The sequence below is a fragment of the Ruegeria sp. THAF33 genome, assembly GCF_009363615.1.
Lineage (GTDB): Bacteria > Pseudomonadota > Alphaproteobacteria > Rhodobacterales > Rhodobacteraceae > Ruegeria.
Map to the genome: position 1 here is coordinate 258,326 of NZ_CP045384.1, position 24,063 is coordinate 282,388.

General features: G+C 57.4%; 25 protein-coding genes. 13 read left to right on the top strand and 12 right to left on the bottom strand.

Annotation, left to right across the window (positions count from 1 at the left end; all coding sequences use genetic code 11):
* Positions 1–16: 16 nt before the first annotated feature.
* The 7 genes from sdhA (at position 17) to FIU92_RS01345 (ending at position 5,447) form a co-directional block, all read left to right on the top strand.
* Positions 17–1,822 carry a succinate dehydrogenase flavoprotein subunit gene (gene sdhA, locus FIU92_RS01320; protein ID WP_152456839.1) on the top strand — a complete coding sequence of 602 codons (1,806 nt, stop codon included), beginning with the start codon at positions 17–19 and terminating at the stop codon, positions 1,820–1,822.
* A gap of 24 nt (positions 1,823–1,846) precedes the next feature.
* Positions 1,847–2,446: a class I SAM-dependent methyltransferase gene (locus FIU92_RS01325; protein ID WP_152456840.1), complete on the top strand. Its 600-nt coding sequence runs from the start codon at positions 1,847–1,849 to the stop codon at positions 2,444–2,446.
* A gap of 147 nt (positions 2,447–2,593) precedes the next feature.
* The gene (locus FIU92_RS01330) at positions 2,594–3,220 is read left to right on the top strand and encodes a sulfotransferase (protein ID WP_152456841.1); all 627 of its coding nucleotides are present in this window, start codon (positions 2,594–2,596) and stop codon (positions 3,218–3,220) included.
* Positions 3,221–3,251: 31 nt separating this feature from the next.
* Positions 3,252–4,031 carry a succinate dehydrogenase iron-sulfur subunit gene (locus tag FIU92_RS01335; RefSeq protein WP_152456842.1) on the top strand — a complete coding sequence of 260 codons (780 nt, stop codon included), beginning with the start codon at positions 3,252–3,254 and terminating at the stop codon, positions 4,029–4,031.
* A gap of 121 nt (positions 4,032–4,152) precedes the next feature.
* The gene (locus FIU92_RS22670) at positions 4,153–4,293 is read left to right on the top strand and encodes a hypothetical protein (protein ID WP_171119692.1); all 141 of its coding nucleotides are present in this window, start codon (positions 4,153–4,155) and stop codon (positions 4,291–4,293) included.
* Between the two features lie 49 nt (positions 4,294–4,342).
* A complete protein-coding gene (locus FIU92_RS01340; protein WP_152456843.1) occupies positions 4,343–4,537 on the top strand; it encodes a hypothetical protein in 195 nt (64 codons plus the stop codon).
* Positions 4,538–4,583: 46 nt separating this feature from the next.
* Entirely contained in the window at positions 4,584–5,447 is an 864-nt protein-coding gene (locus FIU92_RS01345; RefSeq protein ID WP_152456844.1) for a DUF1989 domain-containing protein, read from the top strand.
* A gap of 37 nt (positions 5,448–5,484) precedes the next feature.
* Here the strand turns inward: FIU92_RS01345 and deoD are convergent, their stop codons facing one another.
* From deoD to FIU92_RS01360, 3 genes are all read right to left on the bottom strand, one after another.
* The gene (deoD, locus tag FIU92_RS01350) at positions 5,485–6,195 is read right to left on the bottom strand and encodes a purine-nucleoside phosphorylase (protein WP_152456845.1); all 711 of its coding nucleotides are present in this window, start codon (positions 6,193–6,195) and stop codon (positions 5,485–5,487) included.
* Positions 6,196–6,212: 17 nt separating this feature from the next.
* Positions 6,213–6,530, bottom strand: a complete 318-nt coding sequence (locus FIU92_RS01355) for an H-NS family nucleoid-associated regulatory protein (protein WP_152456846.1) — start codon at positions 6,528–6,530, stop codon at positions 6,213–6,215.
* 124 nt (positions 6,531–6,654) lie between these two features.
* Positions 6,655–8,622, bottom strand: a complete 1,968-nt coding sequence (locus tag FIU92_RS01360) for a protein meaA (RefSeq protein WP_152456847.1) — start codon at positions 8,620–8,622, stop codon at positions 6,655–6,657.
* 144 nt (positions 8,623–8,766) lie between these two features.
* Here FIU92_RS01360 and FIU92_RS01365 point away from each other — a divergent pair, with 144 nt between their 5' ends.
* The 6 genes from FIU92_RS01365 (at position 8,767) to FIU92_RS01395 (ending at position 15,679) form a co-directional block, all read left to right on the top strand.
* The gene (locus tag FIU92_RS01365) at positions 8,767–10,131 is read left to right on the top strand and encodes a 1-acyl-sn-glycerol-3-phosphate acyltransferase (RefSeq protein ID WP_152456848.1); all 1,365 of its coding nucleotides are present in this window, start codon (positions 8,767–8,769) and stop codon (positions 10,129–10,131) included.
* A 136-nt stretch (positions 10,132–10,267) separates the two neighbouring features.
* Positions 10,268–11,551: a crotonyl-CoA carboxylase/reductase gene (gene ccrA / locus FIU92_RS01370; protein ID WP_152456849.1), complete on the top strand. Its 1,284-nt coding sequence runs from the start codon at positions 10,268–10,270 to the stop codon at positions 11,549–11,551.
* A 368-nt stretch (positions 11,552–11,919) separates the two neighbouring features.
* Positions 11,920–12,639 carry a LuxR family transcriptional regulator gene (locus FIU92_RS01380; RefSeq protein ID WP_152456851.1) on the top strand — a complete coding sequence of 240 codons (720 nt, stop codon included), beginning with the start codon at positions 11,920–11,922 and terminating at the stop codon, positions 12,637–12,639.
* Between the two features lie 83 nt (positions 12,640–12,722).
* Positions 12,723–13,361, top strand: a complete 639-nt coding sequence (locus tag FIU92_RS01385; protein WP_152456852.1) for an acyl-homoserine-lactone synthase — start codon at positions 12,723–12,725, stop codon at positions 13,359–13,361.
* A gap of 60 nt (positions 13,362–13,421) precedes the next feature.
* Positions 13,422–14,954: an ATP-dependent RecD-like DNA helicase gene (locus tag FIU92_RS01390; protein WP_152456853.1), complete on the top strand. Its 1,533-nt coding sequence runs from the start codon at positions 13,422–13,424 to the stop codon at positions 14,952–14,954.
* Complete coding sequence (locus FIU92_RS01395) at positions 14,951–15,679, top strand: SDR family oxidoreductase (protein ID WP_152456854.1); 729 nt, start codon at positions 14,951–14,953, stop codon at positions 15,677–15,679. Before FIU92_RS01390 ends, FIU92_RS01395 begins: the two co-directional genes overlap by 4 nt.
* A gap of 3 nt (positions 15,680–15,682) precedes the next feature.
* Here the strand turns inward: FIU92_RS01395 and FIU92_RS01400 are convergent, their stop codons facing one another.
* From FIU92_RS01400 to FIU92_RS01440, 9 genes are all read right to left on the bottom strand, one after another.
* The gene (locus FIU92_RS01400; RefSeq protein WP_152456855.1) at positions 15,683–16,450 is read right to left on the bottom strand and encodes a TIGR02186 family protein; all 768 of its coding nucleotides are present in this window, start codon (positions 16,448–16,450) and stop codon (positions 15,683–15,685) included.
* A gap of 2 nt (positions 16,451–16,452) precedes the next feature.
* Positions 16,453–17,373, bottom strand: a complete 921-nt coding sequence (locus FIU92_RS01405; RefSeq protein ID WP_152456856.1) for a sulfite exporter TauE/SafE family protein — start codon at positions 17,371–17,373, stop codon at positions 16,453–16,455.
* Positions 17,374–17,630: 257 nt separating this feature from the next.
* A complete protein-coding gene (locus FIU92_RS01410; RefSeq protein ID WP_152456857.1) occupies positions 17,631–18,599 on the bottom strand; it encodes an ABC transporter permease in 969 nt (322 codons plus the stop codon).
* On the bottom strand, positions 18,599–19,693 hold the full coding sequence (locus FIU92_RS01415) for an ABC transporter permease (protein ID WP_152456858.1): 1,095 nt from the start codon (positions 19,691–19,693) through the stop codon (positions 18,599–18,601). Before FIU92_RS01415 ends, FIU92_RS01410 begins: the two co-directional genes overlap by 1 nt.
* Before the next feature lies 1 nt (position 19,694).
* Positions 19,695–21,224, bottom strand: a complete 1,530-nt coding sequence (locus FIU92_RS01420; protein ID WP_152456859.1) for an ABC transporter ATP-binding protein — start codon at positions 21,222–21,224, stop codon at positions 19,695–19,697.
* Positions 21,225–21,319: 95 nt separating this feature from the next.
* The gene (locus FIU92_RS01425; RefSeq protein ID WP_152456860.1) at positions 21,320–22,318 is read right to left on the bottom strand and encodes a BMP family protein; all 999 of its coding nucleotides are present in this window, start codon (positions 22,316–22,318) and stop codon (positions 21,320–21,322) included.
* Positions 22,319–22,457: 139 nt separating this feature from the next.
* Positions 22,458–22,892 (bottom strand): N-acetyltransferase, encoded by a 435-nt coding sequence (locus tag FIU92_RS01430; RefSeq protein ID WP_152456861.1) that lies wholly within the window; start codon positions 22,890–22,892, stop codon positions 22,458–22,460.
* On the bottom strand, positions 22,889–23,479 hold the full coding sequence (gene tsaB, locus FIU92_RS01435; RefSeq protein WP_152456862.1) for a tRNA (adenosine(37)-N6)-threonylcarbamoyltransferase complex dimerization subunit type 1 TsaB: 591 nt from the start codon (positions 23,477–23,479) through the stop codon (positions 22,889–22,891). The genes FIU92_RS01430 and tsaB overlap by 4 nt, the downstream gene beginning before the upstream one ends.
* Complete coding sequence (locus FIU92_RS01440) at positions 23,469–24,032, bottom strand: NifU family protein (RefSeq protein WP_152456863.1); 564 nt, start codon at positions 24,030–24,032, stop codon at positions 23,469–23,471. Before FIU92_RS01440 ends, tsaB begins: the two co-directional genes overlap by 11 nt.
* Between the last annotated feature and the right edge of the window lie 31 nt (positions 24,033–24,063).

The following is a 24,063-nucleotide window of genomic DNA, read 5'->3' on the forward strand; positions in this document are numbered from 1 at the left end:
CCCGGAGCTGAAAGAAATGGCTGCATACGAATACGAAACGCATGAATATGACGTGGTCGTTGTCGGCGCCGGTGGGGCCGGTCTGCGGGCGACATTGGGTATGGCGGAACAAGGCCTGCGTACGGCCTGCGTGACCAAGGTTTTCCCAACCCGTTCTCATACCGTGGCTGCACAGGGTGGCATTGCCGCGTCGCTGTCGAATATGGGCCCCGATCATTGGCAATGGCACATGTACGATACTGTCAAGGGCTCGGACTGGTTGGGCGATACCGACGCGATGGAGTACCTTGCCCGCGAGGCGCCAAAGGCGGTCTACGAGCTGGAGCACTATGGCGTTCCGTTCAGCCGGACGGAAGAGGGCAAGATTTATCAGCGCCCCTTCGGTGGACACACTACTGAATTCGGAGAAGGTCCTGCGGTACAGCGCACCTGTGCAGCCGCCGACCGGACCGGCCACGCGATTCTGCATACTCTGTACGGGCAGTCGCTGAAGAACAACGCCGAGTTCTATATCGAATACTTCGCCATCGACCTGATCATGTCCGAAGACGGTCAGTGTCAGGGTGTCGTCTGCTGGAAGCTGGACGATGGCACCATGCATGTCTTCAACGCCAAGATGGTGGTGCTGGCTACGGGTGGCTATGGCCGTGCCTATTTCAGTGCGACCTCGGCCCATACCTGCACAGGTGATGGCGGCGGCATGGTGGCCCGTGCTGGGCTGGCCTTGCAGGATATGGAATTCGTTCAGTTCCACCCCACAGGCATCTACGGTTCAGGCTGTCTGATCACCGAAGGTGCGCGCGGCGAAGGCGGGTATCTGACAAACTCGGAAGGTGAACGGTTCATGGAGCGCTATGCGCCCCAGTACAAGGACCTCGCACCGCGCGATTACGTTTCGCGCTCGATGACCATGGAAATCCGCGAGGGACGTGGCGTAGGGGCCGAAGGGGATCACATTCACCTGAACCTCAGCCACTTGCCTGCCGAGGCTCTGGCGGAGCGCCTGCCCGGCATCTCGGAAAGCGCCAAGATTTTTGCGGGTGTGGATGTCACGAAGGAACCGATCCCGGTTCTGCCCACCGTGCATTACAACATGGGCGGTATCCCCACGAACTATTGGGGTGAGGTTCTGAACCCGACTGCCGACGATCCGACTGCGGTTGTTCCCGGTTTGATGGCCGTTGGCGAAGCCGGTTGTGCCTCGGTCCACGGTGCGAACCGACTGGGGTCGAACTCGCTGATTGACCTTGTGGTCTTTGGCAGGGCGGCAGCGATCCGGGCTGGCAAGGTTGTCGACGCCGAATCCCCCAACCCGGTTCTGAACCAGGCGTCGGTCGACAAGGCGTTTGACCGTTTTGATGCGGTGCGTAACGCCAGCGGTTCAATCCCAACCGCCGATCTTCGGCTTGAGATGCAAAAGACCATGCAGGCGGACGCGGCCGTGTTCCGAACCGCCAAGACCATGGCCGAAGGCGTCGAGAAGATGACGGCGATTGCCGCAAAGATGGACGACCTGAAGGTCACAGACCGTTCATTGGTCTGGAACAGCGATCTGATGGAAACCCTTGAACTGACGAACCTGATGCCAAACGCGCTTGCCACCATCGTCGGCGCCGAGGCCCGCAAGGAATCCCGAGGGGCCCACGCGCATGAGGACTTCAGCGAGCGTGATGACGAAAACTGGCGTGTTCACACGGTCAGCCGGGTTGAGGGCAGCAAGGTTGAGCTCAGCTATCGTCCGGTCATCGTTGATCCGCTGACGACCGAGGACCAAGGCGGTATCAGCTTGCAGAAAATCGCGCCCAAAGCGCGGACGTTCTAAAGGCTGGTCAGGAACAGGGGCGAGATGGCAGAGTTTTCTTCGACCGATTATTGGCAACGCCGATATGAGCGCGGCAAGACCTCGGGAGCGGGGTCTTACGGGCGTCTTGCCGTCTACAAAGCGAATTTCATCAACACGATGGTCGAGATGGAAGGCGTGGACTCGGTTGTAGAATTGGGATCGGGCGACGGAAATCAGGCGCAATTGTTTGATATCCCGAAATATACCGGTCTTGATGTCTCGGACCTCTGCGTTCGTCGCTGCAACGAAGTTTTTCGATCCCGCCCCAATTGGGTGTTCAAAAACGCCGATTCCGAGGTTGAGCCGCATGACGTTTCTCTTTCGCTGGATGTCATTTATCATCTGACCGAAGACAGCGTTTTCGAGAACTACATGCGGCGGTTGTTCGGGCTGGCAAAGCGTTTTGTCGTTATCTATTCGTCTGATTTTGACCAGAACCCTTCCAACCAGCATGTGCGCCATCGCCCGTATTCCCTGTGGGTTGAAGAATTCATGTCCGGCTGGCAGCTCTATTGTGAAGAAGAGAACCCGTTTGCCGTCAAAGGGCATGCGCATGCCTCAAAGAACAGCTTTGCCGCGTTCAAAGTGTTCGAGCGGAGTTGAACGTGTGACTGGCGTAAGCACCATATCGACCCGGGAAGCCAAACAAGCCGCTTTTGATCCTGTCACATGCCGGAAGGGCGCTCAAAAAAGCGCAAGTCATGGTGAATTTCCAAGCGCATCGCGGTATATGCCTTGCTGGTGCTTGCAATGACGGTCGAGAAACTCCAATCCGGGCAAAGCGATCCCAAGATCATCCTGATCGGCTTGAACCGCTGTGCGACGACCTCGTTTCACAAGCTGTTTCAGAACAACGGGATTCCTTCGGTGCATTGGGAAGATGAACAGGGTCTAAACCTTGCACACCGCATGGTAACCAATATTGCCATGGGGCGCAGACCGCTGGATGGGTTCGGTGCCGTCCGGGCCTTCACCGATATCGCCTTTGTCAATTCGCGCTTCATGCTGGACGGCGCGCGGTTCTTTCGAGAGCTGCACGCGGCTTACCCCGACGCCTATTTCTTGCTGAACACGCGCAATCGCGATGACTGGATCGCATCACGTGCCAACCATTCCGGCGGTAGGTACCTAGAGCGATGCTGCAAGGCCAATGGACAGACGGCCGACGAGGTAAAACGGGGCTGGGCGCGTATGTATGACGTGCACCATTCCGAGGTCGAAGCTTTCTTTGACGACAACCCGCGCTTTCTGCGCTTTGATATCGACAGGGACGATCCGCAAAGCTTTGCGGATTGGCTTTCGCCGGATTTCGACGTGAACATCGCCCATTGGGGGCATTATAACCGAGGGGCGTCTGAATGCGCCCGGACAGGCTGAAAGGCGGCCTTGTGCTGAATGGAGAATTGACATGGTTCAACTGACCCTGCCCAAGAATTCCCGGATTACCACCGGCAAGACCTGGCCAAAGCCGGACGGCGCCACGAACGTGCGCAAGTTCCAGATCTATCGTTGGAACCCCGATGACGGGCAGAACCCGCGTGTCGACACCTATTTCGTTGATATGGATACGTGCGGTCCGATGGTGCTGGACGCGCTGATCAAGATCAAAAACGAGATCGATCCGACGTTGACATTCCGACGGTCCTGTCGCGAAGGCATCTGCGGATCTTGCGCGATGAACATCGACGGGATCAACACGTTGGCCTGTATCTATGGCATGGATGAGATCAAGGGCGATGTGAAAATCTATCCGCTGCCGCATATGCCAGTGGTCAAGGACCTGATCCCTGATCTGACTCATTTCTATGCCCAGCATGCGTCCATCATGCCGTGGCTGGAAACCAAGACCAATCGCCCTGCGAAGGAATGGAAACAATCCATCGAAGATCGCAAGAAGCTGGACGGTCTCTATGAATGCGTGATGTGCGCCAGCTGCTCGACCTCATGCCCCAGCTACTGGTGGAATGGCGACCGCTATCTTGGCCCTGCGGCCTTGCTGCATGCCTATCGCTGGATCATCGACAGCCGGGATGAAGCCACCGGTGAACGTCTGGATGAGCTGGAAGATCCGTTCAAGCTCTACCGCTGTCACACCATCATGAACTGTGCCAAGACCTGCCCGAAAGGTCTGAACCCGGCCAAGGCGATTGCCGAGATCAAGAAGATGATGGTCGAGCGCGCGGTCTAAACACAGACCCGATTTGCGATTTTCGCATGTCCATCTTGCAAAAACAGGCGATGCAGCCCCGGCTGCATTGCCTTATTTTTTGGGCAGGGAGGAGTGATGAGCTTTAGTCAGGATCACTCCAATGAGCAAAGACACATCCAAACGGAAAACCGACGCCCAAGACGCGCTGGAACTGCTTGAACAGGCATGGGCCTATTACACGCCCGAACCTGCGAAGGCTGACAAGGAACCAGAGCTTTTCGAATACGCAAACGCAGCCTGATACAGGCGGCAAGGCTTGCAAACTGACGGTTTATCGGCAAAGCAGAGGGATGCCTGTTCTTCTGCTTCTTCTGGCGGCCGGCGTGTTTGCCTATTTCCTCTGGCGCTCGCGCCATTCCGGGCTGACACGTGATTGCAGGTGGCGGCAGGACAAGAGCCACGGCATCTGGCGGTGCAGCTTCTGCGGTGCCGAAATAACTGCACTGGACCAACCATTGCGGTGCTTGAAGGCGCGTGACGCCTGAAAGATAGGGCTTTCCGAGGGCTGAATAATACGCCACTCTGCCCGGCATGACCGTTTCAGAAAACACTCTACAACCGCCCGAAGATGCCGAAGCCCGTCGCGCGGTCGCCCCTGTCATCTGTTACCCGAACGAGGCATTGCCACGACCGGATGTACCTTGGATGAAGTCCCTTCGCGCACGCGCAAGCAAAACGGGCGAAGTGCTGGTGCCGCCACGCGATGCGCGTTGTTTTGAAGTGCCTGCCGGCCATTTCTTTCGCATCACTTCCGTCGAGGGGCCGCAGGTTGGCGATCTGAACCTCTGGAACCGAAACGACCTTTCGGAACGCTTCTATTCCGGAAAAACCCGGGCGCTGCATGGCACGCATCTGACCACCGGAGAGCGGATGTGGTCCAGTTTTCCTCATCTGCGCCCGATGGCCACGATTATTGCGGATACGCTGGAGTGGTACGGGATCGATTCCTATGGGGGGTCGGTTCATGACGTCATCGGTACGCGATGCGATCCGTATACGGGCAACCTTTTGTCCGGTACGCAATACCACCATTGTTGCCATTCCAACCTGACCCGCGCGCTTGCGGATCACCTCAATATTCCGCTGGCCGAAGCCGAACCAGCGGTGCACGACGTATTGAACGTCTTCATGTGTACCGGTTTCACCCGCGACACGGGTCAGTACTTCATGAAAGCCTCACCCGTGCGCCCCGGAGATTTTCTGGAATTTTTTGCCGAGATTGATTTGCTGGGAAACCTCAGCGCCTGCCCGGGCGGGGATTGTTCCTCGGAACATTCCTCGGACACGGCTGCATGCTACCCCTTGCTGGTCGAGGTGTTCGCGCCTGCCAATGGTGATTTGAAGGGGTGGGACAGCCCTGCGAGCAATGGTTATGATCGCTCGCACGGGCGTTAGCAACGGCAGGCACCCGTTTCCTCGTGCCTGCCCACCATCAGCTGTTGGGGAACGCAGTCTGAAGCGCGATTTCCACCATTTCACCAAAGCTGCTTTCACGTTCTGATGATGGCAGAGCCTCTCCGGTCAACAGGTGGTCGGAAACAGTGAGAACGGCCAAGGCGCGGCATTTGTGGCGCGCCGCCAGGATGTAAAGTTCGGCCGCTTCCATCTCGACCCCCAGAATGCCGTGACGCACCATCTGTTCATTGAGATCTGGACGCTCGTCATAAAAGACATCTGACGAGTAAATTCCACCAACATGGGTCGGCGTTCCCTTGGCGGCAGCCGCCGTGGCGGCAGCTTGCAGCAGCCCCCAATCGGCGCAGGGTGCAAAGTTCAGCTCTTTCATGATGCCGCGCGACGGCGTGCTCAGCGTGGTTGATGTCATGGCCAGAATAACGTCACGAATTTTGACGCTGTCCTGCATCCCCCCGCAGGATCCGATGCGGATCAGGGTTTTCGCATCGTAATCGCGGATCAACTCGTTTACATAAATGGAAAGAGACGGCATTCCCATGCCGCTTCCCTGAATTGTTACGGGGTTTCCCTTCCAGTTTCCGGTAAAGCCGAGCATTCCCCGAACGTTATTGACCTGTTTGACATCGTCCAAAAACGTTTCGGCCGCCCATTTCGCCCGGTAGGGATCACCGGGCAAAAGAACGGTTTCAGCTATTTCGCCTTTTTCGGCGCCAATATGAATTGTCATTTTCAAAAACGCTCAGATTAGATTTCCAGATCAGAAATATCCACGCCTGCGGTCAGCGCGTCATGCACCCATTGAGGCTTGCGGCCGCGACCAGTCCAGGTTTGATCTGGATTTTCCGGGTTGCGGTATTTAGCCTTTGTTTTTGTTGGCTTAACGCTGCGCGACGCTTCTCCGGACAGCTCAGACAAAGAGAAGCCGAATTCTGCCGCAGCCTTTTCTGCGGCTTTCAAAGCTTCCTGACGTTCGCGTTTTTCTGCCCTGATCAAAGCTTTTTCAATGTCATTGCGCAAAGCCAAAAGGTCTTTGCGTGACATATTCTCAAGATTGATCCCCATCATTCTTCTCCATCAGATAATAATTACGGTGCACATGAGCGCGCACCGTAATTCCAAATATCAGCTTATTCCATCCCGAATTTTTCAGAGACGGAAACAGGAGAAAAAGTGCCTTTAAGCTAATTTACTCTGCCGCGAGGTTCCGAGGATCCGCCAGAGTAACGATATCGCCCATTATCGAATTGAGTTCGAAGTTTTTCGGGGTGTAGACCTTGGCCACACCCATGGATTTCAGTTTTTCGGCATCTTCGTCCGGAATAATGCCACCCACCACGACTGGGATATGAGACAACCCCGCCTGCCGCAGACGTTCCATGACGTCTTTGACCAGTGGCAGGTGGCTGCCGGACAGGATCGACAATCCAATGACATGCGCGTCATCTTCGCGGGCGGCCGCAACGATTTCTTCGGGTGTCAGGCGAATGCCCTCATAGCTGATGTCCATACCGCAATCGCGGGCACGGAAGGCGATCTGTTCGGCACCGTTGGAATGGCCGTCCAGTCCGGGTTTGCCTACAAGGAACTTCAGACGCCGGCCCAGCTTGTCGCTGACGGCATCAACAGCGGCACGCAGGTCGTCCAGCCCTTCGGTCTTGTTCGAAACAGACCCGGAAACACCGGTTGGGCCGCGATAGGTTCCATAGACTTTGCGCATCTCTTCGGCCCATTCGCCCGTCGTCGCGCCGGCCTTTGCGGCGGCAATGGACGGTTCCATGATGTTTGCCCCGGTCTGTGCCGCTTCGCGCAGCGCGGCCAAGGCCGCGGTTACGGCCGCTTCGTCCCGTTCTGCGCGCCACGTATTTAGGCGGTCGATCTGTTCTTGTTCCACGGCAGGATCAACAACCATGATGCCACCGTCTTCGGTTTGAAGCGGTGATGCCTCGCCTTCGATCCATTTGTTCACACCGACAACAACGGTTTCGTTGCGCTCGATCCGGTTCAGGCGTTCAGCGTTGGAATCTACCAGTCGGGACTTCATGTATTCGATCGAAGCGACCGCGCCGCCCATCGAATCCAGGTTGGCCAGTTCGGCCCGCGCGCCTTCTTTCAGCTCTTCGACCTTGGCATCGACAGCAGGGTTGCCATCGAACAGGTCGTCGTATTCCAGCAGATCGGTTTCGTAGGCCAGGATCTGCTGCATCCGCATCGACCACTGCTGGTCCCACGGGCGCGGCAGACCGAGCGCTTCGTTCCAGGCGGGCAACTGCACCGCTCGGGCTCGGGCATTCTTCGACAGGGTTACGGCCAGCATCTCGATCAGGATGCGATAGACGTTGTTTTCGGGCTGCTGCTCGGTCAGACCCAGAGAGTTCACCTGCACGCCATAGCGGAATCGACGGAATTTCGGATTTTCAACGCCATAGCGTTGTTGCAGGATCTCATCCCAAAGATCCACGAAGGCACGCATTTTGCACATTTCGGTGACAAAGCGGATGCCAGCATTTACAAAGAAGGAAATCCGACCGCAGAGCGCCGGGAAATCCTCGGCAGGTACACGTGGGCGCAATTCGTCCAGCACGGCGATGGCAGTGGCTAGGGCATAGGCCAGTTCCTGCTCTGGCGTCGCACCCGCCTCTTGCAGGTGATACGAGCACACGTTCATCGGGTTCCATTTCGGAACATTGGTATAGCAATACTCGGCTACGTCCGCGATCATCTTGAGCGACGGTTTGGGCGGGCAAACATAAGTGCCGCGGCTCAGGTATTCCTTGATCAGGTCGTTTTGAACCGTGCCCTGTAGTTTGGATACATCCGCGCCTTGCTCTTCCGCGACGGCGATATAAAGCGCCAAAAGCCATGGCGCAGTGGCGTTGATCGTCATCGAGGTGTTCATCTGCTCAAGCGGGATCTGGTCGAACAGAACCCGCATGTCGCCCAGATGACAGACCGGCACACCGACCTTGCCGACTTCACCGCGGGCCAAAGTGTGGTCGCTGTCATAGCCTGTTTGCGTGGGCAGATCGAAGGCCACGGACAGGCCGGTTTGGCCTTTCGCAAGATTCCCCCGATAAAGCGCGTTCGAGGCTTTGGCCGTGGAATGACCGGCATAGGTTCGGATGAGCCAGGGGCGATCTTTCTGCGTCTGCGTCATAGCGGGGCCTCGCGTTTCAGTGGGCAATAAAATTTCGTCTTGAGGTTCTAAAGCGCAATTTTCGGGACATGTCAATTCGCTGCGTTGCGGCATGCCGCAATTGTTCAGATTGTGGGCAGCTGTGATTGGTGGCAATCTGCCGCCATGACGCAAACCGTGGAACTTCCGCTTTGGCTTTTCGTGCTGATCGTGGTCTTTGCCATGGTCACTTTTGCATCGCATTTCCTGTTTCCGTCCGTCCGCTGGTTTTTCCGTCGCAGGTTGGAACGCGCGGTGGCGCGCCTGAACCAGCGCCTTCAACGCCCAATCCAGCCCTTCAAGTTGGCGCGTCGACACGACATGATCCAGCGCTTGATTTATGATCCGCAGGTCGGCCAGGCGGTTCAGCAACATGCCCGTGAAACCGGCATGCCCGAGGCCGTCGCCTCGGAGCAGGCACGTCGTTATGCCCGAGAGATCGTTCCGTCATTTTCGGCCTTCGCCTATTTCAGCTTTGCGATCCGGTTGGCCCGCTTGCTGAGCAACACATTCTACGAGGTACGGCTTAGCTACCAGGACGAAGAATCCGTCAGGAACATTGACCCCGAAGCTACGGTTGTCTTTGTCATGAACCACCGGAGCAACATGGATTACGTTTTGGTCACGTATCTTGCAGCCCGACATTCTGCACTGTCTTATGCTGTAGGAGAGTGGGCCCGGGTCTGGCCGCTCAGCCGATTGATCCGGGCGATGGGGGCGTATTTTATCCGGCGCAAGTCCGGCAGCGAACTCTATCGTCAGGTTCTGTCCACCTATGTGCGCCACGCAACCGAAGCCGGCGTAACTCAAGCCATGTTTCCAGAAGGCGGGCTGAGCCTGACCGGGGCCATTGCGCGCCCCAAGCTTGGACTGCTCAAATACATTATGGATGGAACGTCGCCACAGGGGCGCGATGTGGTGTTTGTCCCGGTTGCCCTGAATTACGACCGTGTGTTGGAAGATACCATCCTGACCCGCGCGGCACTTGGAACAGAGCGGCGGTTTCGCGCGCGGATCGGCGTCATCACGCGCTGGATAGTGAAACAGATCTGGCGTCGTTTGATCGGCCGATACAAGCGGTTCGGTCTGGCGTCCGTCCGATACGGCAGGCCGATCTCTCTGAGAGAATTCCGGGCCAAGGGCAGCGACGACATGATGACGGATTTGGCCCGGGCGCTGATGCAACGTATCCAGCATGCTATTCCGCTTGTGCCGGCACCAGCGGCCTGTTTGCTGGTGCGCGACAAGGGCCCGATGTCCGAAGAAGACGTGCTGTCACAAATCCGACAGATGATGGAGCGCGATGATCCGCAGACCAAGGACAATTCGCAGGCCATATCAAATGCTTTGGATCAACTGGTTGAACGCCGGATTCTGAACCGACAGGGGAACATGCTGTCCGTATCAGGTCAGCGCGGCGATCTTCTGGACTATTACGCCGCATCCGTCCCGTCGGATTCAGGTGACCGAATTTCTGCGTCCGCAAAATAACTTTCTGCAACCGCTGGGTCATAAAATTACAATATGGCGCCAAAAACGGTTGCAATATTACTCAGCGCCCAATATTCCAGTCTGTGAAGCGCGCGATTCTGCGTCGCGGCAAAGGCACTGAACAGAGGAGGCCGGCATGGCTTTGGACACCGAAAGTGGTATCGCGTCGTACGAGGCACCTGAAAAAGATCTGTATGAAATGGGTGAAATCCCGCCCATGGGATATGTCCCAAAGCAAATGTACGCTTGGGCCATCCGCAAAGAACGTCATGGTGAGCCGAACACCGCCATGCAGCAGGAAGTTGTGGATGTTCCGACCCTGGACAGCAACGAAGTGCTGGTTCTGGTTATGGCCGCAGGGGTCAACTACAACGGCGTCTGGGCCGCTCTGGGGCAGCCGATCAGCCCGTTTGACGGCCACAAAGCACCCTACCACATCGCGGGTTCGGATGCGTCGGGCATCGTTTGGGCCGTTGGCGACAAGGTGAAGCGCTGGAAAGTTGGCGATGAGGTTGTGATCCACTGCAACCAGGACGACGGCGACGACGAGGAATGCAACGGCGGTGATCCGATGTATTCGCCCAGCCAGCGGATCTGGGGCTATGAAACACCGGATGGCTCGTTCAGCCAGTTCACCCGCGTGCAGGCACAGCAGCTTATGCCGCGCCCCAAGCATCTGACATGGGAAGAAGCGGCGTGCTACACCCTGACGCTGGCAACCGCGTACCGGATGCTGTTTGGCCACGAACCGCACGATCTGAAACCGGGTCAGAATGTCCTGGTCTGGGGTGCGTCGGGCGGTCTAGGGTCCTACGCGATCCAATTGATCAACACCGCAGGCGCAAATGCGATCGGTGTGATTTCAGACGAAAGCAAGCGTGATTTCGTTATGGGTCTGGGCGCCAAAGGCGTTCTGAACCGTCGTGACTTCAACTGCTGGGGTCAATTGCCCACGGTCAACACACCGGAATATGCCGAATGGTTCAAAGAGGCCCGCAAATTCGGCAAGGCGATCTGGGACATCACCGGCAAAGGCAAAAATGTCGATATGGTGTTCGAACACCCGGGTGAAAGCACTTTCCCAGTGTCGACCTTCGTTGTGAAAAAAGGCGGTATGGTCGTGATTTGCGCCGGAACATCGGGTTTCAACTGTACATTCGATGTGCGCTACATGTGGATGCACCAGAAGCGTTTGCAGGGCTCGCACTTTGCTCATCTCAAGCAGGCGGCAGCCGCGAACAAGCTGATGGTCGAGCGCCGCCTTGACCCCTGCATGTCCGAAGTATTCACGTGGAATGACCTGCCCGAGGCCCATATGAAAATGCTGCGGAACGAGCACAAGCCGGGCAATATGTCTGTTCTTGTTCAGGCGCCGCGTACGGGTCTGCGTACCCTCGAGGAAGTCCTGGACGCAGGCTAACAACCCGCCAGGGTTGTAGACAAAAAACGCCCGCGAATCACCTTGCTGGTTCGCGGGTGTTTTACGTTTTTCAGTCCCCTGACGATCTTTCAAATGCTTGCAATTTTTCCCATCGCTATTTTTGGGGAGTAGAAACCGGCGAATAGGCCAAAAAAGATCATACATGTTATGGTTGTGTTAACCCTTCGTTAACTGTTTCAGAGAGACCCTGATGGCGCAAAATGAGTGGATATTGGACGTATTGTCGGACCTCAATGCTTTCGCCGTTGCGAATGGTTTGAGCGCGCTTGCAGAGCAGCTTGATGACACAAGACTGATCGCGGCTGCCGAGATTGCGTCCATGAAGAACGAGGCACGGGCGCCCGCGGATGGCAACGAAGGTCGATTTGGGTCAAATCCTTCAGGATTTGGAAAACACCAACACGCTTGAAGAACTCAGCGCCGTAGCTGAGCGTTTGCGGGACGCGTTGAACGTCGAGCACCTGACGTATCACTGGGTTGACGGTGCCGGAGATCAATACGGCTACACCACCTATTCAGACGCCTGGGATGAGCGCTACAGGGAAAAAAACTATCACCGTATCGACCCTGTGATCTTGGGGTGTTTCCAGCGGTTTCATCCGGTTGACTGGAAGTCGTTGGATTGGTCCGGCAAGGTGGCAAAGGCCTTCCTTCTGGATGCGCAAAACCATGGCGTTGGCAATCAGGGGTATTCAATCCCAATTCGGGGTCCAAATGGTCAGTTTGCCTTGTTCACGGTCAACCACAGTTGTGATGATCAAACCTGGAAGAACTTTATCTCGACTTACGGGCGTGATTTGATTCTTGTTGCGCATTACATAAATCGCAAGGCGCTGGAGTTTGAAAAAGACAGGCAGCCGGACTGCCCGCGCAGCTTGTCGCCAAGGGAAATCGACGCGATCACACTTTTGGCGTTGGGATACAGCCGCGCCCAAGTGGCCCATTCCCTGACGATTTCCGAGCATACGTTGCGCGTTTACATTGAAAGCGCGCGCTCAAAGCTGGGCGCACATAACACAACCCACGCAATCGCCACGGCACTCAGCCGGGGATTAATAGTGGTTTAAGAGGCGAACGGCCTCCACACGCAAAATTAACCACGACTCTGTACTCCCTTCGTTCCTGCACAGGACGACAAGGGGAACAAGTCATGTTGCGTTATCTATATGCCGATGAGTTACACAGATTTCCGACTCTGGCAGAGGGGATGTTCAAAGATCGTGCGGATCAGTTCAAGACCAGGTTGGGGTGGGATGTCCACGTCAACGAGAAGGGCGAAGAACGGGACGAATATGATGATCTCAATCCGCTTTATGTCATCTGGGAAGAGCCGGATGGCAGCCACGGAGGGTCGATGCGTGTATTGCCTACGACCGGTCGGGTGATGATCAATGAGGTTTTTGGTCATCTGAATGGCGGCAAGCCGATTTGCAGCCCCCTGATCTGGGAGGTCACCCGGTTCTGCCTGTCCCGAACAGCCAGCCCGCATACTGCCGGCGCCATCATGTTGAGCGGCGGTGAAATGATGGAAGGTTTCGGCCTGACGCATATCGCCGGCGTATTTGATGCCAGAATGATCAGAATCTATCGCCTGATCGGGTCATCGCCCGAGGTTCTGGGAACCCAGGGCAGCGGGCGCGATCAGATTTCAGTCGGATTGTGGCCCTATTCAGCGGACGACTGCAACCGAGTGGCCGAGCGTGCGGGCATCCCGCGCGACCTGTCTCGGATGTGGTTCAAAGCCGCATTCGGGCCAAAGAAACAGCACCGGTTCGCCCTATCCGCTTAAGTGCCGGAAAACGCCAATCCACATCTGGTGGTGGTCGGCGCGGCCCTGTAGGGTCGCGCCATGTCCTTGCCGAATGTAACGTTCTCAGATGATCAGGCCGCCGCATATGACAGCATCGCCGAGATGCTGCGGGCAGCAGGTGTTGATCTCGAAGATGATGCCCTTCTGAAACTGCCAAGCGCAGGAAAATCCGGTGTGATGGCCGTGATCGGAAAGGCCGGATCGGGCAAAACGCTGCTGTTGGCCGAACTGTACAAGGCTCTGGCAGAGACGGGTGTTCAGATCGTGTCCGGCGATTATGAAAGCCGCAAATCGAAAGACAAGCGCAGCCTAGCCATCCTGGCCCCGACGAACAAGGCTGCAAGCGTTCTGCGATTGCGCGGCGTGCCTGCGACCACGATTCACCGCATATTGTACACGCCGGTCTATGATCCGGAATACGAGCGTATTGCGGAATGGCTGGCCGGCAATGACGAACGCCCCGATATCGAAGGTTTGACGGATGAAGCCTTGGATCGTGCGGCTGCTTTTTACCAAAACAACAAATCTATCCCCGGGGCGCTGGCCGCCGCCGGTTTGCGAGGGTCGGATTTCATCACCGGGTGGAAGCGCCGTGACGAACCGCTGGATATCGGGTTCGTCGACGAGGCGTCGATGCTGGATGACCGCCAGTTCGATGATCTCAAAGAGATTTTCCCGACCCTTCTGTTGTTCGGCGATCCGGCTCAGCTGGCACCGGTAAATCAGTCTGGCAGCATGGTGTTTGAGGGATTGCCCGAGCCCAGGAAGCTGACACTTCAGCGCGTGCACCGCCAGGATGCAGACAATCCAATTCTGGATCTTGCGCATGCGCTGGCTGACCCGGCAATGGGCTTCGAGGATTTCGAGCGACTGATCGAAGAAACTGCCCGTCGGGATGATCGGGTTGTCTGGGGCCAGCGGGTTGAGGTCGATCTGATGGCCCGAAGCCCGGTTCTCGTCTGGCGCAACGCCACGCGCATTCGTTTGATACAGGCCTTCAGGCAAGTTCACGGCGCACCGGATACGGAATTGCTGGAAGGTGAACCGCTTATTTGTGATGGGATCGAATTGCCCTTGAAACATCGCAAGAAACGGCTGGACCTTGAGGCGCGCGGGCTGATCAAAGGAGCTCAGGTGGTATATCTGGGGCCGGGACGAAAGCCGGGCTTCTCGCGTCTTCACGTGATGGGGGCCGAAGACCCGCAGGTCAGCGCAGCGTCTATTGTGCAGATCGAAAAACCGGACGAGGAAGAGCCGTTTATTCCCTATGCCGCCCGCATGGGGGCGACCTTTTTGCACGGAGCGGCCGTGACGATCCACAAGGCGCAGGGGTCACAATGGGATACGGTTCAGGTGTTCGCTCCGGATCTCTATGCCGCCGCTCGCATGGGCCGGACCGAGGCCGGACAGCCATTGTGGAAGCGTTTGGCATATGTCGCGATCACGCGCGCGCAAGAGCGGTTGATCTGGGTGGTGCGAAATCGCCTGTCAAAGCCCACGCACACCCTGCGTGTGGATGACTTGAGGGCGATTCCGGCGGCTTCGCTGACGTTGGAGGCGGAAGAGACATGAAATCCATCATCGTAACGGGTGCCAGTTCAGGTATCGGCCGGGCAACGGCCCTGCTGTTTCTGTCCCAAGGGTGGACGGTCGGGCTGTTGGCGCGCAGCAAGGACAAGCTGGAAGCTCTGGCAAAAGAGCATCAGGCAGCCATTGTCCTGCCTGCGGATGTGACCGACCCGAATGCGGTAGAACGGGCATTCCGGTCTTTTTCAGTTCGCACCGGGCGGCTGGATGTTCTGTTCAACAACGCCGGGATCTTTGCGCCGGGCGGCACGATCGACGAGATCGCACTGGACGATTGGTATCAAAGCGTCAACGTGAACCTGAACGGCATGTTCCTCTGCGCGCGTGAAGCTTTCAAAATCATGCGTCATCAAAACCCGCAGGGCGGCCGGATCATAAACAACGGCTCGATAGCGGCACATGTTCCGCGCCCGAATTCGGTACACTATTCGGCCACAAAGCACGCCATTACAGGGCTGACGCGCAGCCTTTCGCTGGATGGGCGTCGCTTTGGAATTGCCTGCGGGCAGATCGATATCGGAAATGCGCGCACGCAGATGGTTCAGGGCCTTGTGGACGCGGCGCAAGCCGCGGGCGAAACACCAGATCCGACGATGGCCGTGGAAGACGCCGCGCGCTCGGTCCTGCATATGGCAAGCCTGCCGCCCGAGGCCAACGTGCAGTTCATGACCGTCATGGCCACGACCATGCCCTATATCGGCCGGGGGTGACGGTTACTTTTCTCGCAACAGCCGGAAGGCTGTCGAGGCGCCCCAGCCTGCCGCAATCGCTATGACCAGCGACATCAGGCCGTACCAGACGGGCTGCTGGCGGGACATATTGTACAAAAAACGCTCCAGACCGACTTTCCGGACATCAATGATCGCTTCATATTGCGAGACGACCTCTCCGCCTCGGGTGAGGAAAATCCGGGCGGAATAATCGCCTTCGGTCAGGTCGGCGGGCATATCGATTGAGGTACGGAACAGGGTTTGTTCATCCACTGCTACGGTGTTTTCGCGGATCGAATATAGTTGTTCGTGTTCTCGAATTCTTATTACGGCGTCTGCAAAATCCTGTGCGCCCCGGATATGCATCGCGGCACCGACCGAGCGGATCGCGCGTTCGATCGAAATCCGGTAACGCAGGTCTTCGGTGTCGGACAGGATGTCGTCAAAGGGCCCGCTGGTTGCAACGGCGTAAAAGCTGGGTGCAAGGTCGACAAGAACACTGTCGGTGTTCACCCAGATCCCAAGCTTGCGTTCCTTGCGTCGCACGGTGACAGGCTCGGACGGACCCGCAACCGCGACGATGACTTCGACCGGAGGGCCGGAAGGGATTGGGGTTTCCCGCTTGATGGCCCCAAAAATCAGAAGTTCAGATCCGTCGAATGTCGCGGTGATGGCAACCCGGTCCTGGCTGAGACCAAGGACAACCTGTTCTTCCGCTGCCAAAGCGGGCGAGCAGAACAAGCACAGGGCGGCAATAAGCGAACGCAGCATCCTCAGTGCCCTCCGCCGCTGCCAAGCGAGTAGAGCTCGGCGGGTTCGATAAGCAGATCAAGTGCAAGCTTGCCACATACGGCCAGTACCAGAGCGGCAAGCAGCACGCGCAATTGTTCCGCCGGCATCCGGGCTCCGATCACGGTTCCGATCTGGGCGCCAATGACACCGCCCACCAGCAACAAGACTGCCAGAACAACATCAACCGTGTAGTTGGTGGTGGCGTGCAGCATCGTGGTGAAGGCTGTCACAAAGATGATCTGAAACAGCGACGTGCCGACAACGACCTTGGTCGGCATACCCAGCAAGTAGATCATGGCAGGAACCATGATGAAGCCGCCGCCAACGCCCATGATCGCCGACAAAACCCCAACGCACAGACCGACCAAGGCCGGCGGGATGACCGAGATATACAGGCCCGAGGTGCGAAAACGCATTTTGAAGGGCATGGCATGGACCCAGCCCCGCTGCCGGCGCTTGGCAGGGGCCGCGCCGCCTTTCTTGGCTTTACGCAGGGCCCTCAGGCTTTCGACAAACATCAGGCTGCCAATGACGCCGAGAAAAACAACGTAACAGAGTGTCACCAGCAGATCGACCTGACCCAGGCTTTTGAGATAGTTGAAGACAACCACGCCCAAAGCGGCCCCAACAAGCCCGCCAACCAGCAATACCGTTCCCATTTTGAGGTCCACGGTCTTTCGTCGGAAATGTGCCAGAACTCCGGAAAAAGATGATGCGACGATCTGATTGGCTTCGGTAGCAACAGCCACCGCCGGCGGAATACCGATGAAGAACAGCAGCGGGGTCATCAAAAAGCCGCCACCGACACCGAACATTCCGGACAGGATGCCAACCATGCCGCCCAACCCCAACAAGAGAAAGGCGTTTACTGAGACTTCGGCGATGGGAAGGTATATCTGCATGGGCTCTTCTAGTTGCACTGAGTTGAGAGGCGCAACGCCATAGCGTCGCATTCGCCTAAATATTTAAAAAATTGAATGTGACTAATCGGCACATACGACCAGACCTGCCTGTTTGCGCTGATCGGGTCTGCGGGCAACTGCCAGTTTGCAGGAAGGTACACACTCATACCCTCTTAGAACGGTTGCGGCATGCAAAATCAACTCTGCATGCCGCTCCGCAGCGAACAGGACTGAAACTCAGTTCGGAACTGGCCTTATCAGCGCTCTTTGACGTAGGGTTCTCCGCCTGCCCGAGGTGGGATGGCTTTGCCGACGAAGCCGGCAAGGATCACCACCGTCAGAATATAGGGCAGGGCGTCCATCACCTGCACGGGAATCACGACGCCACCCAGGTCGATATTTTGGAACCGCAGCGCGATCGCTTGCAGCAGACCAAACAGCAAGCAGGCCCACATGGCATGCCACGGGCGCCACTTGGCAAAGATCAGGGCGGCCAAGGCGATAAATCCACGACCGGCGGTCATTTCCTTGACAAACCCTGCCTGCAAGGCCGTAGCCAGATAGGCGCCTGCGATGCCGCACAGCACACCACAGATGGCGACGGCGGCGAACCGCAGGCCAACCACCGAGACACCGGCGGTGTCCACTGCGGCCGGGTTCTCACCCACCGCCCGCAGGCGCAGACCGAACCGGGTGCGATACAGAATCCACCAAGTGGTCGGAACCATCAGGAACGCGACATAAACCAGGATCGAATGGCCCGAGAGCAATTCGGAATAGATGGGACCAACAATTGGCACACCGCCGAGGGACTCGGCGAATGGGAAGTTGATCGGTTCGAACCGGCCCCCGCCAAACAGGGACGGTGTACGACCACCTTGCTGAAACCAGCTTTGCGCGACCAGGACGGTCAGGCCCGAGGCCAGAAAGTTGATCGCCACGCCCGATATCAACTGGTTGCCCCGGAAGGTGATCGACGCCAGCCCGTGCAGGCCCGACAGCAACAAAGAGGATGCGATACCAGCCAGCAGGCCCAGCCAAACCGACCCTGTGACAGCTGCGATTGCAGCTGAAAAGAACGCTGACATCAACATTTTGCCTTCGAGGCCGATGTCGAAGATCCCGGCCCGTTCCGAAAACAGACCGGCCAGACAGGCAAGCAGCAGTGGGGTGGACAGGCGAATGGTCGAATCCAGAACCTGAATGAGGGTTACAAAAAATTCCATCACTCAGCCCTCTTCCGCATACCCAGGAAAAGTTTTTCAAGCGGCATTCGCACCATGTTGTCCAATGCGCCGGTGAACAGGATGACCAGGGCCTGAATGACCACGATCAGTTCCCGCGGAATCGAAGCCCACAGCGCCAGCTCGGCGCCGCCCTGATACAGAAATCCGAACAAGAGCGCAGCCAGAAACACACCGAACGGATGTGAACGCCCCATCAGAGCCACGGCGATGCCTATGAAACCCGCTCCCTCGGTCGAGTTCATAACTAGTCGCTCGGCTTCGCCCATGACATTGTTGATGGCCATCAACCCTGCCAGCCCGCCGGAAATCAGCATCGCGACAATCGTGATGCGCACAGGTGAAATACCGGCATAGACAGCGCCGGTCTCGGAATGGCCGTAAGCCCGGATTTCATAACCCAGACGCGTGCGCCAGATCAGCGCCCAGACAACGACGCAGGCAAGCAACGCGATGAAGAAGGTGATGTTCGCAGGGGCGCCGCGGAAAACAACGTTCTCTGCGGTCGAGAACATCTCCTGGAAAGAGGGCAGATGCACGCTTTCAGAGAACCGCGCGGTGGCCGGATCCTGCGACCCTTGGGGGCGCATGACATTGACCAGCATGTAATTCAGGAAAGCAGCGGCGATGAAGTTGAACATGATCGTGGTGATCACGATATGGCTGCCACGCTTTGCCTGAAGATAGGCCGGAATGGCTGCCCAGAGCGCGCCGAACAGCATCGATGCCGCACAGGCGGCAAGCAAGGCAATGCTCCAATGCGGCCAGTCGACATAAAGACAGACCATGGCCACGCCTAGCCCGCCCAGCATCGCCTGACCTTCGCCCCCGATGTTGAACATACGGGCATGGAAGGCGACGGCCACCGCAAGACCGGTAAACATGAAGTTGGTCGCGTAATAGAGCGTATAGCCCCAGCCATAGGTCGATCCCAGCGCACCAGTGACCATCAATTTGACGGCTTCGACAGGGTTTTCGCCGATGGCGAGGATGACCAGCGCCGAAAGGATTGCGGCCAGTATCAGACTGATCAGGGGGATCAGAATGACATCGGCCCATTTAGGCATTTTTTCCATGTTACGCGGCCTCTCCCGCAACACCGGCCATCAGAAGGCCCAGTTCTTTTTCATCTGTCTCATGGGGCAGGCGTTCTCCCATGATATGTCCGTCAAACATCACCGCGATCCGGTCCGAGAGCGAGAAGATTTCTTCCAGTTCGACCGATACCAGCAGGATTGCCTTGCCCTGATCACGCAGCGCGACAATCTGTTTGTGAATGAACTCGATGGCGCCGATGTCCACGCCCCGCGTGGGTTGCCCGACCAGCAGCAGGTCAGGGTTGCGTTCAATCTCGCGGGCGACAACGATTTTCTGCTGATTGCCGCCCGAGAAACTTTTGGCTGCCAGCCAGGGATTGGGCGGGCGGACGTCGAATTTTTCGATCTTGGCTTCGGTATCGGCGCGCAACGCCGCGTTGTCCATGAAGATACCGCGTTTATAGGCCGGGTCGCGGTGATATCCGAAGGCCACGTTTTCCCAGGCGTGGAAGTCCATGATCAGGCCTTCGCGCTGCCGGTCTTCGGGCACGTGGGCGATGTGATGCGCGCGGCGGGCCTGACCATCTGATCCGGCCCCACTCAGTGCCAGCGGTTCGCCGTTCAGCTTGATCGTGCCCTGTCCGGGGCGCATTCCACCAAGAACTTCCAGCAGTTCGGATTGACCATTGCCGGCCACGCCGGCGATGCCGACGATCTCACCTGCGCGTACGGTCAGGTCGATATTTTTGACCCGTTCAACGCCTGCCGAATCAAAAACGCTGAGATTTTCGATCTCGAGAATGGGTTCGCCGGGCGTCGCGGGCACTTTGTCGACTTGCAGCAGAACCTTGCGGCCGACCATCAGCTCGGCCAGCTCCTCGGGGCTGGTCTCGGATGTTTTGACCGTGGCCGTCATTTGCCCGCGCCGCATAACCGATACCGTGTCGGTGTTTTCCATGATCTCGCGCAGTTTGTGGGTGATCACGATGACCGTTTTGCCCTCGGACCGCAGCCGGTCGAGGATGCGGAACAGCTGATCGGCTTCGGCTGGGGTCAACACGCCGGTCGGTTCGTCCAGAATCAGAATTTCGGCCTTGCGGTACAGCGCCTTCAGGATCTCGACCCGCTGCTGCATCCCCACGCCGATCTCGTCGATGCGCTTGTCGGGATCGACGAACAGTTCGTATTCTTCCTCGAGCTCTTTCAGCTCTTTGCGGGCTTTTGCCAGTGATGGCGCCAGCAGCCCGCCATCCTCGGCGCCCAGTACGATGTTTTCCAGAACTGTGAAATTTTCCACCAGCTTGAAATGCTGGAACACCATCCCGATGCCCGAGGCGATGGCCGCCTGGCTGTCCGGGATGTCGGTCTTGGTCCCATTGATCCAGATCTCACCTTTGTCGGCTTTGTAAAAGCCGAAGAGAATGCTCATCAACGTGGATTTGCCTGCGCCGTTTTCACCGATGATCCCATGGATCGTACCGGGTGCAACGCTGATCGAGATGTCTTTGTTGGCCTGAACTGGCCCAAAGGCTTTGGATATCCCTTTGAGCTCAATGGCTGGGACGGTCATGTCTTGCCCTCAACTGCCGAGAAACCCATCCGGCTGTCCGCCAGGATGGCGAAGTGGGTGGCGAGGCGGAAGGCACTCTCCCGCCCCGCACGGTATCAGAACTGCAGCGCCGGGCAGCTGTCGTTCTCGTAATAGCTTACAACATTGATTTCGCCGTTGATGATCGCCTTGCGGGCTTCGTCTACGGCGTCGCTCATGCGAACCGAAACAAGCTCTTTGTTGTTTTCATCCATGGCAACGCCGACCCCATCTTCGGCCAGACCCATGATGAAAACGCCGGTTTCAACGTTTTCGCCTGCTTTCATCGCTTCATAAACAGCGACGTCCACACGCTTCAGCATCGAAGTCAGAACTTTGCCTGGGTGCAGGTGATTCTGGTTGCTGTCCACACCAATCGACAGGATGCCCTCGTCAGCCGCAGTTTGCAGAACGCCAACGCCGGTTCCGCCGGCCGCAGCGTATATCACATCAGCGCCCTGGCTGATCTGCGCTTTTGTAAGCTCCGAACCTTTTACCGGATCGTTCCAGGCAGCAGGCGTTGTTCCTGTCATGTTGGCAACAACATTGATGTCTGGGTTCACGGCCTTAGCGCCCTGGGCATAGCCGCATCCGAAATGGCGAATCAACGGGATGTCCATACCTCCGATGAAACCAACGGTGCCGGATTTCGACGCCATGGCGGCCATCATCCCGACCAGGTAGGACCCTTCGTGCTCGGCAAAGCCAATCTGGCGGATGTTTGGAGCGTCCAGCCAAGTCACGTCAACAGCGACGAATTTGGTGTCGGGGTAATCACTTGCAACAGCCGCCAGGGCGTCAGCGATTCCGAACCCCATGGTGATGATCGGATTTGCACCGGATTCCGCAAACCGGCGCAGGGCCTGTTCGCGCTGCGGTTCTGCCTGAATTTCGATTTCCAGATACTTGCCGCCGGTTTCATTCGCCCAGCGCTGCGCGCCGTTATAGGCGGCCTCGTTGAAGGACTTGTCGAACTTGCCGCCCAGGTCAAAGATCACCGCCGGTTCGGCCAGTACCGCTCCGGCTGACATTGCGACGGCAGCGGCAGCACCCATCAAGGATTTCATCAGGGTCATTTCAGTCTCCCAATTTTATTTTGTTGGCACAGGGTCAGATTAGCCCCGTTCACCCACTTTTAGCGAGCATAACTGTTGTGATGGCGGGTATTAAGGGGGTTTGCAACCACCATGGTCAACTGAATTCTGACCAAATGGTCTAAAAAACGGGCGATTGCCGTAGGGGCAGGCGGCATTCCATTACGAGTGCATTAGTTTTCTGGCCCGTTTCGCGTGCATAGTACGCCTTGCGCAGCCCGCACTGCCGATATCCGCATCGATTGTACAGGGAAATGGCCGCAATGTTGTCGGCCGCGACATCCAGAAAGGCACGCGTTGCCTGCAAATCGATCGCTTGATCATGCCATTCCTGCATGAGTCGAAGTGCCAGGCCTTGCCTTTGAAACGAAGGGTGGGTCGCAATTGTCAGCAACTCGGCTTCGCGCGCAATCACCTGAAACAGTGCAAAGCACCGGGAATCTCCGACGGCATGAGTAAAGCGGTTTTCAAGAAGGGCGGCGAATTCATCTTCTGTCCAGCCGCGCGAGTGCGAAAACGCTGCGGCTTGGGTCGATGCCATCTCGTGCGGTGTCATTCGTTCAGCAGAACAGGGGGGGTATCGCGGGACGGAGCCGCGTCGGCGGGCCTTACGTACAAAGGTGCAGGCGGCAAGCTGGTACGATCCCAGCGCCGCGCGGCCAGCCGGGCGATGGCTTGTGCCAGCAAGGCAGGGTCAGAGCAGGAATACAACGGCCCGCCAAGTTCCGCTTCGGCCCGAGGCAAGAGACACGGATCGGCACCGGGCATTTTCACATAAACCTGGTCGCGCGGGGCAGGGATCGCCGGTGTCTGCCCGCCTTCCGCCAGCTCACGCAAGGCATCGAAGCCGGAAACTCCGACCGCAGGGATTTCCAGCCCAAGTGCAAGACCCCGCGCGGCCGAAACCGAAATACGGATGCCGGTGAAGTTCCCGGGCCCTATCCCAACGCCGATCGCGTCCAAACCGGCCCAATCACATCCGGTTTCCGCCAGAACGTCTTCCAACAGCGGAATCAATCGTTCGGCTTGTCCGCGTGACATTGCTTCGGCACGAGACGTCACGATTTCGCCGTCGCGCAACAAAGCGGCCGCGCAATGCGCGGCCGATGTGTCAAATGCCAGAATAGTCGGGTTAGACGGCAACAGGGCGAACCTCGGTCACTTCCGGAATGTAATGGCGCAGAAGGTTTTCGATACCCATCTTCAGGGTCAATGTCGAAGACGGGCAACCCGCGCAGGCCCCCTGCATGTGCAGATAGACGACGCCGCGATCAAACCCGTGGAACGTGATATCACCCCCATCCTGAGCCACGGCAGGACGCACACGGCTGTCCAGCAAATCCTTGATCTGATTGACGATATCAGCGTCCTCTCCAGAGTGTTCGGCATGGCCCGAGGCCCCGGCGGAATCTGCGCCCATAACAGGCTGGCCGGATTGATAATGCTCCATCACTGCGCCAAGAATGGCCGGTTTGATGTGGTCCCACTGAACGTCGTCCGATTTGGTAACGGTGACAAAATCGTTGCCAAAAAACACGCCAGTCACACCGTTGACCGCAAAAATGCGTTTGGCCAAAGGGGATTTTTCGCCCGCTTCCGCAGTTGGGAAATCCGCTGTTCCAGCTTCCAGCACCGTTTGGCCGGGCAGGAATTTCAACGTGGCCGGATTGGGGGTGGATTCGGTCTGGATGAACATGAGGGCGCTCCGTCTGATGTGCTTCTGATAT